This is a genomic window from Antrihabitans stalactiti (genome assembly GCF_012932915.1).
Lineage (GTDB): Bacteria > Actinomycetota > Actinomycetes > Mycobacteriales > Mycobacteriaceae > Antrihabitans > Antrihabitans stalactiti.
The window spans coordinates 205807-217769 of sequence record NZ_VCQU01000005.1 but is presented as its reverse complement, the minus strand read 5'-3'; the positions used below and the strand labels follow the sequence as shown (position 1 = coordinate 217769).

Genomic DNA, 11963 nt, shown 5'->3' with positions numbered 1-11963 from the left:
CCTAGAGCGTCAAGGCTACGTATTTCGTATCCAGGTACTCGTCGATTCCCTCGTACCCTCCCTCGCGTCCGAATCCCGAAGCCTTGATCCCGCCGAAAGGCGCCGCGGCGTCCGATATCACTCCGCGATTGACACCCACCATTCCTGTTTCGAGAGCCTCGGCCACGCGTAGAGCGCGGTCGAGGTTTTCGGTATAGACGTAGGCCACGAGTCCAAATTCGGTGTCGTTAGCCGCCGCAATACCTTCAGCTTCGGTTTCGAATCCTGTGATCGCAGCAACGGGGCCGAACACTTCTTCTTTCAAAATCCGCGCATTCGGCGGCACGTCCGAAAGAACGGTCGCCGGGTAGAAATACCCGGGCCCACCAGGCGCCTTCGCTCCGATTCTGACCTGCGCGCCAACCTCAACTGCGTCGTCCACCAGGTCCGAGACCGTTTCGAGCTGCTTCTGATTGATCAGTGGACCGAGCTTCGTTGCGGGATCGGAGCCCGGACCCATCGTCATCGTCGTCATACGCTCGGTCAGCTTGGTGGTGAATTCTTCGCGCACCGAGTTCTGCACGTGGAAACGGTTCGCGGCCGTACACGCTTCGCCGCCGTTGCGTAGCTTCGCCAACATCGCGCCTTCGACGGCAGCATCGAGATTTGCATCGTCGAAGACCACGAACGGCGCATTTCCGCCGAGTTCCATCGAGGTCCGGAGCAGACCAGGCGCGGCTTTCGCGATCAGCATCTTGCCCACACCCGTGGACCCGGTGAAGGTGAGCTTGCGCAGCCGCGGGTCTGCCAGAAGCGGGTCGGTGACATCGCCCGAATGGCTGGTCGTGATGACCGACAGGACGCCTTTCGGCAGCCCCGCCTCAGCACACAGCTGCGCGAGCAGCAGCATCGTCAGCGGTGTCTCGGCCGCGGGCTTGACGATCATCGTGCAGCCGGCCGCCAGCGCAGGACCGATCTTCCGAGTTCCCATGGCGAGCGGGAAGTTCCACGGCGTGATCGCCAAACACGGCCCGACGGGTTGCTTGGTGACCAGGATTCGGCCGTTGCCCGCTGGAGCGTGTTGGTAGCGGCCGTGAACGCGGACCGCTTCCTCGCTGAACCACCGGAAGAACTCGGCGCCGTAGACGACCTCGCCTTTGCTTTCGGCGAGCGCCTTTCCCATCTCGAGCGTCATCAGCAATGCCATGTCGTCGGCGCGGGCCGTGATCGCCTCGAAGACGGCTCGCAGGATTTCGCCCCGTTTTCGCGCAGGCGTAGCCGCCCACTCTGCCGAGGCGGCAACGGCGCCATCGAGCGCCCGTATCCCGTCTGCAGGAGTCGCATCGGCGACATGCGCGATCGGTTCGCCGGTCGCCGGATTGATTACCGGAAAAGTTGCCCCTCCTTCGGCGTCGACAGGCTCGCCGCCGATCCAGAGTTTCGTCGGAACAGAATCCAGGAGTTCGCGTTCGTCCATGGGACAAGCATGCCCGCTATTGCGCCGGGATTTGCAGTTCTTGCAACGAACTCCACGTCGATTTCATTAGGCTCGCGTGTCATGAGCACCGATATCACCGGGACCGACGCTTGGCAGCAGCTGCAAAACCATTTCGAGTCCTTGTCGACTCGGAATCTGCGCGAGATCTTCGATGAGGACCCCAAGCGCGGAAGCGAACTGACCGTGACGGTCGGCGATCTCTACATCGACTACAGCAAACATCGCGCGACGCGCGAAACCCTAAGCTTGCTAACCGAACTCGCACGGGCGTCAGGAGTCGAGGCCCGCCGAGACGCGATGTTCACCGGCGAGCACATCAACACCTCCGAGGATCGCGCGGTTCTGCACACGGCACTGCGCAACCCTCGCGATCTCGGGCTCATCGTCGACGAGCAGAACGTGACGGTCGACGTCCACGATGTGCTCGACCGAATGGGCGTCTTCACGGACAAGGTGCGCTCGGGCGAATGGTTGGGCGCGACGGGCCAGCGGATCTCCACGGTCGTGAATATCGGTATCGGTGGCTCCGACCTCGGACCGGTGATGGTCTATCAAGCACTGCGCCACTACGCAGATGCGGGAATATCGGCTCGCTTCGTCTCGAACGTCGACCCCGCGGACCTCGTCGCGAAGCTCGACGGACTCGATCCCGCCACAACGCTTTTCATCATCGCGTCCAAGACGTTCACCACGCTGGAGACGCTGACGAACGCGACCGCGGCGCGCCGTTGGCTGACCGCCGCATTGGGCGATGACGCAGTCGCCAAGCACTTCGTCGCGGTCTCCACGAACGCCGAACGTGTCGCCGAATTCGGCATCGATACGGCCAACATGTTCGGGTTCTGGGACTGGGTCGGCGGCCGCTACTCGGTCGGTTCCGCCATCGGACTTTCGGTGATGGCCGTGGTCGGCAGGGAGCGGTTCGCGGAGTTCCTCGCAGGCATGCGAGCGGTCGACGAGCACTTCCTGACCGCGCCGCTCGAGTCCAACGCCCCCGTTATCCTCGGCATGCTCGGCGCCTTGTACTCGAACTTCTTCGGAGCCGAAACCCGAGCGGTATTGCCGTATTCGAACGATTTGGCGCGCTTCGCCGCGTACCTGCAGCAGTTGACGATGGAGTCGAACGGCAAGTCCGTGCGGGCCGACGGTTCGGCTGTCTCGACGAGCACCGGTGAGATCTTCTGGGGCGAGCCGGGCACCAACGGTCAGCATGCGTTCTACCAACTCGTCCATCAGGGCACGCGCCTGATTCCTGCCGACTTCATCGGCTTCGCCGAGCCCACCGACGACCTGCCGACGATCGACGGCACGGGCAGCATGCACGACATTCTGATGAGCAACCTGTTCGCGCAGACGAAGGTGCTCGCGTTCGGCAAGACTGCGGACGAGATCGCAGCGGAGGGCACAGCCGCCGACATCGTTCCGCACAAGGTGATGCCGGGCAACCGCCCGACGACGACGATCCTGGCGCCGAAGCTCACGCCGTCCGTCGTCGGTCAGCTGATCGCCCTCTACGAGCACCAGGTGTTCGTCGAAGGCACACTGTGGGGCATCAACCCGTTCGATCAGTGGGGTGTCGAGCTGGGCAAGAAGCAGGCGCTGCAGCTCGAGCCTGCGTTGACGGACGCGGAGGCGCCCGACTCGCAGGGCGACTCGTCCACCGACGCCTTGGTCACTTGGTACCGGCGCGAGCGCGGACGCGCCTGATCGTCTGCTGCCACAACACCTTCGGCACAGTGATCGTCTCGCGAGCGAGCAGTCCGGTGTCGGCGAGGTGACGCATATCGACGAGCGTCTTGCGCTTCAGCGCCGCTGAGACCTTGCTCGGATGGCCTGCGTCGAACGGTGGCTGCGGGTCGTACTCGATACCGAGCTGAATCATCTCGGCGCGCTCACGACCCGCGACCTCCCCGGCGAGCCACAGTCCAAGGTCGATTCCAGCCGAGACGCCTGCCGCGGTGACGTACTTGCCGTCGTGGACGATCCGTTGATCGCGTTGCGGCTTCGCACCGAGTGCCCCGAGCGCGGACTGTGCGCTCCAGTGCGTGGTCGCCGGCCTTCCGTCGAGCAGTCCCGCCGCTGCGAGCACCGTCGAGCCTGAGCACACCGATGTGGTCCAGGTGGTTGTTCGGTCGATCTTGCGCAGCCACTCGTGCAATCGCTGGTCCGACGCGACAGATGCCATCGCCGCGCCGCCTGGAACCAGCACGATGTCGGGCGAGGGCGTTTCGTCGAGCGTGTGGGTGACACCGAGCACCAGCACGCCGCTGTCGACGACGATCGGACCGATCTCGTGCCAGACGAAGCGAACCTCGGCGTCGGGAAGCATGCGCAGCACTTCGTAGGGACCGATTGCGTCGAGCGCGGTCATACCGGGATACAAGACGATGGCGATCTGCATAGCGCCAAAGCTAGCGTCGAATGCAGTGCCGCTGGCGCGCGTTGGCAGGGATCGTCAGATACTCGTCTGCCGATCGTCTCGCAGCCTATTCTCGCGGGTGTGGATCGCCTGTCCGTCGTCGACGAGATGTTCTTGCGCTCTCATCGCGGCCTCGGCACGCCGATCGCGATGCAAGGCTTGTGGCGAACGGCTGAAGCCGTCGATCCCGCGGTGCTCGGCGTGATCCACCAGGCGCTCACTCACGGACCGCTCGGAAGGCGAGTCGTGCGCACTCGAGTCCCCGGCGCCCGGCCACGCTGGCAGCCGGACCCGACCGCGTTTCCTTTGGCCTACGTCACGGATGCCATTGCGACCGAGCATCTTATGGATTGGGCCGACGTTCAGGCGCCGAACCTCGATCCGTCCAGCGGACCGGGTTGGCGGTTGTCTGCGGTCCGGCTGGACGACGGCGGAACACTGATTTCCCTCGTCGCCTCGCACGTGCTGAGCGATGCGCGCGGACTGGTCCTGGCCGTTGATCATGCGATGTCGGGCAAGCCCACTGCCGCAATCACCCGGACCTCCGATTGGGCCGATGCCCGTCGTCAGTGGGGAATTGTGTTGGGCGGTACGGCTCGTGCCATCGGCGGTCTGGTCGCCCACCCGGATCGGCGCGCCGCCCTCACCCCCGTGCGCGCGTCTCACCCTCCAAGGGGTGAAATTCGCGCACAGTTGCGGACCGCATCCGCCATCCTCAGCATCCCGGCACTCGAGTGGGAGCGGACCGCGCAAGCCCAAGGCGGGAGTGTCAACAGCCTGTTCGTCGCCGTTGTCGCAGAGATTCTCTGGTCCAGCCGCGGGACGCGCGCGCCCATCCAGGTCAGCCTGCCGATCGACACCCGAACGAGCGAGGACGTCGGCAACGCGATGGCGATGACCGAAGTGACTGTCACACCGACCGATTCGCTCGCCGACATTCGCGCCAACTGCCGGACCGCCTACGCGAACCCGATGACGAGTCCGGCGGGGTTTCCCGAAGAGCTCCTGCAGGTACTCCCCCGTCGGCTCGCACACAAGCTGGCCGAGGGCGCAGGCGAGCGAGACGTGTTGTGCTCCAACATCGGCACGCTGCCGGACCGCCTGGCTCAGGTCGGCGCGCACCGGACCGCGGGGATTGCCACTCGTGCGCTGCACCCCGGATTGACGCACGACCACCTGAATCGTTTGCGCACCAAGCTATCCGGCTACTTGTGCCGCGTCGGCGAGACACAGATGCTGTCGCTCGTCAGCCTCGATCCCGAACATGTGCTGTCCAGCAGCGCATTACGCGACCTCGCCGTTGCGGAACTGGCACGTCGGGGAATCAGCTGCCAGACGTGGTGAACTGACGGTCGCGGATGTGTGCGGGCATCGAAACACTTTCGTCGAGATCCGGCGCAGCGATTGCGCGACCCCAATGCTGTTGCAGCGGAAGCACACCTGCCCATACGCCACCGTTATCGACGTCTTCGGCGTCGTCAGCCGGCGGACCGGTCCGGACCTTCACCGACGATTCGGTCAGGCTCAGCGCAATCACCTTCGTCGCAGCCATTTCCTTCTTGTTGGGTTCCCGTGCGTAATCCCACGACCCAGGTGTCATGTGTTCGACGATCACGCGAAGTCCGTGCAGACGCTCGTCACCATCGACCTCCCGAGGCCGACCGTGGACGACGGCGGACCGGTAGTTCGCCGAGAAATGCATGACTGCACGCGCGTAGACCAGGCCGTCGACCAACGTGACGCTCACCGAGACGTCGCCACCGCTCGCAGTGAGCAGGCTGCGCGCACCACTCGAGCCGTGGAGGTACAGGGTGTCGCCGTCACGGCCGTAGCACGTCGGCAGTACCACCGGCGTCCCGTTGATGACGACCGCGAGGTGGCAGATGAGTCCTGCGTCGAGGACTTCGTACAGGTCCTGACGGTCGGTCCGGGCTCGGGCTTTGAGCCGCCGCACGGTGCTGCGTGGTGTCGGCGACAGGGCGGTTGTCGATGTCATGCTCCCAGTGTCGTTGTCGAAGTGGCATCATTGAAGGGCCATTCACGACCTAATTCGAAAGGCCACTTGCCGTGGACGTCGAGCACGACCTGCCGATCGTCGTCGATCGAGAGTCTGCGACGCCGCTCGCGGTGCAGGTGGCCGACGCCCTTCGGTCCTCCGCGACGAACGGGCATCTTCTCGGCGGCGACCGCTTGCCCTCGTCGCGCGCATTGGCCCTGCGGCTGGGGGTCAGCCGGACAGTCACCTCAGCCGCATACGACCAGTTGCTCGCCGAGGGCTGGATCGTCGGCCGGCACGGTTCGGGGACCTACCTGACGGCCACGCCGCACCCAGCCCCACCGAAACCGACCCTGGCGGTCCCTCGCGACGACGATGCCACGTTGATCGACCTCGCCCCCGGCTCCCCGTGTGTCGAGTGCATCGACGACGCGGCCTGGCGTCGCGCGTGGCGCGCGGCGGCAGATGGACCGCAGCAGGTCCGGCCGGAGCGCGCCGGACTTCCCGATTACCGGGCGGCAGTAGCCGAGCATCTACTGCGCCACCGCGGATTGGTCGGCAACGCCGCCGCGGGCGTAGTGCTTGCGACGGCCGGAACCAGCAGCGCCACAGGCGAACTCGCCGGATCGCTGTGGCAGCGCGGCGACGCTGTTGCCGTAGAGGAACCGGGCTACAACCGAGCAGTCGGCTCGCTGCTCGCAGCGGGCATGACGATAGTGCCGGTTCCGGTCGACGCCGACGGACTGTGCCTCGATGCGCTGCCCAGCGGCATTCGCGCGGTCTATTGCACACCGGCGCATCAGTTCCCACTCGGCGCGCGGATGCCCGCGATGCGCCGGGTCGAGCTGGTCGAAAGAGCCAGGCGCGAAGGGTTTCTCGTCATAGAAGACGACTACGACGGCGAACTGCGCTACGACACAGCCCCATTGCCATTGCTCGCGTCGATCGGACCGGACGTCGTCGTCCATCTCGGGACCACGAGCAAGATACTCACCCCAGCACTCGGTGTCGGCTGGATGTCTGCGCCTGACTTCGTCGCCGCGGCGGTCCTCGAGCGACGCGAGCGCATCGGGGTAGGTCCGAGCCCGGCGGGCCAGCGGGTATTGATCGAACTTGCGCGGTCCGGCGATCTGGCTCGTCACCTCCGGCGCGTCCGCCGCGAGGCAGCCGAGCGCCGGACCCTCGTGGTCGACACTTTTCGGTCCGCAGGAATCGAAGTCGTCGGCGACGACGCAGGCGCGCACATCGTCGTCGCATTGCCGTCAGCGGAGGCCGAAATCAAGGTCGTCGACGCGGGCCGGCGATCGGGCCTGCACCTGGACGGGCTGGAACGGCACCACAGCGGTCCGGCGCGGACCTTCGGCATCGCCATCGGCTACACCGCCGCATCCGGCGCAGACCTGCGTCGGGCACTCCCGCTCATCGTCGAGGCCGTCGCTGGAGTGGTTATGATCCAAATATGACATCGTTGTCAGAGGTAACGACCCCCGACGGACGCGTCCGCGGAACGCGCGAGCGCCACGTGCTCCGGTGGCGCTCGATCCCGTATGCGGCTCCGCCAGTCGGAGACCTGCGGTTTCGTGCACCAGCACCAGTGCAGCCGTGGCGGGGCGTCATCGACGCGACCCGCTTCGGCTTTGCATCCATCCAGCATCGCACCGGCTCCCAAATCGGTCCGCGCACGATCCAGCCGCAATCCGAAGACTGCCTGACGCTCAACATCACGGCCCCCGCCGAGCCCAGTTCGACACCACGACCGGTCATGGTTTTCATCCACGGCGGCGGCTACGTTTTCGGCACCTCCGCGGTCGAGTTGTATTCCGGTGCGAGTTTGGTGCGCCGCGGCGGCGTCATCGTCGTCTCGATGAACTACCGCCTGGGAGCGCTCGGGTATGTCGACTTCAGTCAGTTTTCGACGCCCGACCGGCCCATCGAATCCAACCTCGGCCTGCGAGACCAGGTAGCTGCGCTGCAATGGGTGCAGCGCAACATCGCGTCGTTCGGCGGCGACCCGTCCAACGTGACGATCTTCGGCGAGTCCGCCGGCGGCGCCGCCATCGCAACGTTGCTCGCGACGCCGGCGGCGAAGGGGTTGTTCCATCGCGGGATCTCCGAAAGTCCGATGGCCGATCTGGTGACCGATCAGCAGACAGCAGCCGACTTCGGCGCGCAGATTCTCGACAAGCTCGGCGGGGTGCCGCGCTTGCTCGTCGACGCCGACGCACAGGACATTCGACGGGCGTTCAGCGCCGTGGGCAAACATTGGTTCGGCGAACGTCCCGGCCTCGTTCCCACCGTCCCCGTTGTCGACGGCGACTATTTGCCCAAGCACCCGATTGCGGCCTACGAGGACGGTAGCGCCCACCGTGTTCCGCTGATCATCGGAACCAATCGCGACGAAGGAACGTTGTTCGACCGCTACATCGACGAACTGCCGACGAAACCTGCTCGAATTGCGACGATGTTCGAGCAAGCCGGAGTCCCGATCGATCGCATAGCTGCTGCCTACCAAGGCTATCCAGCGCCCGATGCAGCCATCCGAATCGGCGGCGACTACATGTTCTGGCGGCCGACGTTCGCCGTTGCCGAACGCCACAGCCAGCACGCGCCCACCTACAACTATCGGTACGACTTCTCCCCCAGGTTGTTCGATCGGATGCGCCTGCGCGCGACGCATGCCTCGGAGCTGTTGGCCGTCTTCGGATTCGGCGAAACCATTGCCGGTCGGGCGCTCACTGCAGCCGGTGGACGCCGCGGGCTGCGCCGAGTCACCCAGCTGGTGCAGTCGCATTGGCTCAGTTTCGCGAAGTACGGTGCGCCACTGAGCAGCTGGCCGCAGTACACGGCGGACCACCGCAAAACGCTGATTCTCGATGCGACTCCTCATGTCGAGACCGACATGGACCGCGATCGTCGGCTCGCGTGGACCGAATACAACGATCACGTGGAATCGGTCCGCGCCGAGGCTGCCAATTGAGCGGTCCTGCAGTCGAGATCGCGTCGGGTGTCGTCGTCGGCAAAGTCGTCGATGGATTGTGCGCATGGCGCGGAATCCCTTACGCGGCAACGCCGATCGGCGATCTCAGGTTTCGCGGTCCGCAGCCGGTCAAGGCGTGGGACGGCCCGCTCGATGCAAAGGAATTCGGGCCGAAAGCGCCACAAGTCGGGGTCGCCGATTCGAGCGAAGACTGCCTGACGATCAACGTTCTAGCGCCGCAAGCTACCTCGGATCAGCCGCGGCCCGTCCTCGTCTTCATCCACGGCGGCGCCTACGTGACCGGGTCGTCCGCTGAGCCGTTGTACCGTGGCGACAATCTGGTCCGGACCGGCGGCATAGTCTACGTCTCATTCAATTACCGACTCGGCGCACTGGGCTATCTCGACTTCACCGAATACTCCACCGCTGAGCGAACTTTCGAAACGAACGTCGGGCTGCGCGACCAAGTCGCGGCGCTGGAATGGATCCAGCGAAACATCGCGGCGTTCGGCGGCGACCCCGACAACGTGACCGTGTGGGGCCAATCGTCGGGAGCCAATGCGGTGACGACGTTGATGTGTACGCCCGCCGCGCGCGGCCTGTTCGCTCGGGCAATCGCCGCGAGTTCGCCTGTGGCATCGGCGTACGGCAAGGACCGCGCTCGCGGCTGGGCCGCACAATTCGTGTCATCGATCGCGCCGGACGGAGACGCGGTCCGGGCATTGACCACAGCGTCGCCGATGGAACTCGCCAACGCGACTCAGACACTTACTCAGCGGCTGGCCGACGAGGAGCCGGGGACGCGAATCACCGCGCCCGTCGTCGACGGCGACTACCTCCCCCAATATCCGATCGATGCTTTCGCCGACGGTAATGCGGCGCCGATTCCGCTCTTGATCGGGTCGACTTCACATGAGGGGCGGTTCTTTCCGCTCTTCCTCAACATCATTCCGTCCAGCCACAAACGCATCGAGAAGATGTTCGACGAGACCGATCCGGCGGTCAAGGCCCGTGCGTTGGCCTCCTACCCCGGATATCCGCGACGTCGCGCCGCAGCCGACCTCGGCGGTGACATCGTCTTCTGGGAACCCTCGATTCTCTGCGCGCAGGGACACACCAAGTACGCCCGAACCTACTGTTACCGATACGATTTCGCGCCCCGTTTGTTGCACGCGATCGGCTTGAGCGCAACGCACGGCACCGACCTGTTCGCAACCTTCGGCGCACTCGGCGACGGACTCGGCAGGCACACAACACTTTTGGGCGGTCGATCAGCCATGCGCGCAGTGTCCGACACCATGACCGCGCACTGGCTGTCGTTCGTCCGCCACGGCTCGCCCCAATCATCTTGGCCGACATACTCACTCGACCGGCGCGAGACCATGATCTTCGACGAAGTCAGCCAGGTGCGCGATGATCCGCTCGGCGAACGGCGTCGCGCATGGATCGGCTACCACCACAAAAGGTGAGCGTCAGCCCGTAACTTCCTTCGGCAGTTGCTCGTTCATCACGACCCTCGACCCATTCCAGGTGTAGGTGATTGTCACCGGACCGCCCTCCGGACAGCAGAACGCCTCGTTGCCGACGAGCCATTTGTACTCGACGGCGACCGTGTCGTCATTCGACGACGCGACCCGCGCGAATGCGTACGGCTCCGATGTTGCTGTGCCCATGTACTTCCCATCGTGGAAGAACAGAACGTGAATCGGGGCTGCGGCAGAGTTTCCACCAGCTGCGCTCAGCCAGAGCAGTTCTGGACAGTTTCCGATCGTGGCGTCCGAAACGTGCTCGACTTTCCACGTGCCGTCACCCGGCAATGTCGCGAGCGCAGCCCGAGCACCCGAGGAGTCTTGGTCCAGGCACAGACCGTTCCCGCTGATGTTGGATTCGGCCTTCGGCAGAGACGTCGACGTCTCTACCGGTCGGGTAACCGCAGGTGGTGCATCTGCCGTTGTCTCGACGACCGTTGCGTTCGTCGTCGTAGCGACGGCAGGCGTTGTCGGCGCGGCCGAACGGTCTTCGGTACTGCAACCGGCGACCAAGGCCGCGGCCCCCATGATTACTGCAGTTGCGCGCAGCACATTCTTCATTCGATTCCTCGCTTCTCCCCTGAGCCAGTGCTCGATGCACCACACGAAGACAATCGGTCTGCGGTCGACGCTGTTAGGCAACAATGGCGAGGTTTCACCCTAGGGTGGCGGACTCGCACCCCCTGCTACTTCAGCAGTCTCGACATCCGCCGGTCTGCAAGGACCTTGCCACCGGTCTGACAGGTCGGGCAGTACTGAAACGATCGCTCGACGTATGACACCTCAGCGACCGTATCCCCACACACCGGGCACGGGAGGCCGGTGCGCGCATGCACGCGCATCCCAGATCGCTTCTCCCCCTTGAGTCGAGCCGCATCCTGCCCGACGGAGCGCTCGACCGCATCGAGCAAAACGGTCCGCATTGTGTCGTAGAGAGTCGAAATCTTCTCCGCCGACATGGAACCCGTCGTCGCGAACGGCGAAATCTTTGCGGTGTGCAAAATTTCGTCGGAGTAGGCGTTTCCAATCCCGGCGAGCACCATCTGGTCGGTCAACGCGGACTTGATGCGTTGTGACGTCTTCTTCAACACGGTCGCAAATTCGTCCTCGGTGACGGCCAACGCATCTGGTCCGAGCTTGGCGATACTCGCAATCTCGCTGGGGTTCCGCACCACCCAGACCGCAAGGCGCTTCTTGGTGCCGGCTTCTGTCAGGTCGAATGCGGGCATCGCGCCCTCGGGCGTGAACAGATGAACCCGAAGAGCCAGCGGACTTTTCCCGCCCGGTTTCGGCGGCGCCGGGTTCGGATTGTCGATCCAGCGCAGCCACCCCGCACGCGACAGATGCGTGACAAGCCAGATGCCGTCGCAGTCGAGTCCAAGATGCTTGCCCCATCGACCGGTGCCAGTCACGTCGCGACCTTGCAGGTCCGTGATCGGCGGGTCGAACGTCTTCAACACGCTCAGGGCGGCGATATCGACGCGGCCGACAACCGCTCCCACCGCATGCTGCTGCAGGAACTGTGCCAATGCCTGCACCTCGGGGAGTTCGGGCATGACTCCAGG

The 11963-nt window shown here is 64.7% G+C and carries 10 protein-coding genes; 5 read left to right on the top strand and 5 right to left on the bottom strand.

Translation table 11 applies throughout. The features are described from left to right. Position 1: 1 nt before the first annotated feature. On the bottom strand, positions 2 to 1456 hold the full coding sequence (locus FGL95_RS16115) for an NAD-dependent succinate-semialdehyde dehydrogenase (protein ID WP_169588587.1): 1455 nt from the start codon (positions 1454 to 1456) through the stop codon (positions 2 to 4). A gap of 81 nt (positions 1457 to 1537) precedes the next feature. On the opposite strand from FGL95_RS16115, the gene pgi reads away from it, so the two are divergent. Next, on the top strand, positions 1538 to 3184 hold the full coding sequence (pgi, locus tag FGL95_RS16110) for a glucose-6-phosphate isomerase (protein WP_169588585.1): 1647 nt from the start codon (positions 1538 to 1540) through the stop codon (positions 3182 to 3184). Here pgi and FGL95_RS16105 read toward each other — a convergent pair. Continuing rightward, a complete protein-coding gene (locus tag FGL95_RS16105; protein ID WP_169588583.1) occupies positions 3150 to 3878 on the bottom strand; it encodes a DJ-1/PfpI family protein in 729 nt (242 codons plus the stop codon). The two genes, pgi and FGL95_RS16105, sit on opposite strands and share 35 nt — an antisense overlap. Before the next feature lie 99 nt (positions 3879 to 3977). Between FGL95_RS16105 and FGL95_RS16100 the strand changes: the two genes are divergently transcribed. Then, positions 3978 to 5240, top strand: coding sequence for a hypothetical protein (locus FGL95_RS16100; RefSeq protein ID WP_169588581.1), 1263 nt, complete (start codon positions 3978 to 3980; stop codon positions 5238 to 5240). Here the strand turns inward: FGL95_RS16100 and FGL95_RS16095 are convergent. Beyond that, a complete protein-coding gene (locus tag FGL95_RS16095) occupies positions 5221 to 5892 on the bottom strand; it encodes a pyridoxamine 5'-phosphate oxidase family protein (RefSeq protein WP_169588579.1) in 672 nt (223 codons plus the stop codon). The two genes, FGL95_RS16100 and FGL95_RS16095, sit on opposite strands and share 20 nt — an antisense overlap. A 71-nt stretch (positions 5893 to 5963) precedes the next feature. On the opposite strand from FGL95_RS16095, the gene pdxR reads away from it, so the two are divergent. The 3 genes from pdxR to FGL95_RS16080 are packed head-to-tail and all read left to right on the top strand — an operon-like array spanning position 5964 to position 10338. Further along, on the top strand, positions 5964 to 7355 hold the full coding sequence (pdxR, locus tag FGL95_RS16090) for a MocR-like pyridoxine biosynthesis transcription factor PdxR (protein ID WP_169588577.1): 1392 nt from the start codon (positions 5964 to 5966) through the stop codon (positions 7353 to 7355). Beyond that, positions 7352 to 8869 carry a carboxylesterase/lipase family protein gene (locus FGL95_RS16085; protein WP_169588575.1) on the top strand — a complete coding sequence of 506 codons (1518 nt, stop codon included), beginning with the start codon at positions 7352 to 7354 and terminating at the stop codon, positions 8867 to 8869. The genes pdxR and FGL95_RS16085 overlap by 4 nt, the downstream gene beginning before the upstream one ends. After that, positions 8866 to 10338, top strand: a complete 1473-nt coding sequence (locus FGL95_RS16080; protein ID WP_169588573.1) for a carboxylesterase/lipase family protein — start codon at positions 8866 to 8868, stop codon at positions 10336 to 10338. The genes FGL95_RS16085 and FGL95_RS16080 overlap by 4 nt, the downstream gene beginning before the upstream one ends. Positions 10339 to 10341: 3 nt before the next feature. Here the strand turns inward: FGL95_RS16080 and FGL95_RS16075 are convergent, their stop codons facing one another. Then, positions 10342 to 10959: an LppP/LprE family lipoprotein gene (locus FGL95_RS16075; RefSeq protein ID WP_169588571.1), complete on the bottom strand. Its 618-nt coding sequence runs from the start codon at positions 10957 to 10959 to the stop codon at positions 10342 to 10344. 125 nt (positions 10960 to 11084) lie between these two features. Further along, positions 11085 to 11954 carry an Fpg/Nei family DNA glycosylase gene (locus FGL95_RS16070; protein ID WP_169588569.1) on the bottom strand — a complete coding sequence of 290 codons (870 nt, stop codon included), beginning with the start codon at positions 11952 to 11954 and terminating at the stop codon, positions 11085 to 11087. Positions 11955 to 11963: the final 9 nt, after the last annotated feature.

Bases quoted from the DNA above. Each gene is read 5' to 3' on its own strand.
- FGL95_RS16115 (WP_169588587.1), bottom strand. From the start codon at position 1,456: ATGGACGAACGCGAACTCCTGGATTCTGTTCCGACGAAACTCTGGATC.
- FGL95_RS16095 (WP_169588579.1), bottom strand. From the start codon at position 5,892: ATGACATCGACAACCGCCCTGTCGCCGACACCACGCAGCACCGTGCGG.
- FGL95_RS16075 (WP_169588571.1), bottom strand. From the start codon at position 10,959: ATGAAGAATGTGCTGCGCGCAACTGCAGTAATCATGGGGGCCGCGGCC.
- pgi (WP_169588585.1), top strand. From the start codon at position 1,538: ATGAGCACCGATATCACCGGGACCGACGCTTGGCAGCAGCTGCAAAAC.
- FGL95_RS16085 (WP_169588575.1), top strand. From the start codon at position 7,352: ATGACATCGTTGTCAGAGGTAACGACCCCCGACGGACGCGTCCGCGGA.
- FGL95_RS16105 (WP_169588583.1), bottom strand. From the start codon at position 3,878: ATGCAGATCGCCATCGTCTTGTATCCCGGTATGACCGCGCTCGACGCA.
- FGL95_RS16070 (WP_169588569.1), bottom strand. From the start codon at position 11,954: ATGCCCGAACTCCCCGAGGTGCAGGCATTGGCACAGTTCCTGCAGCAG.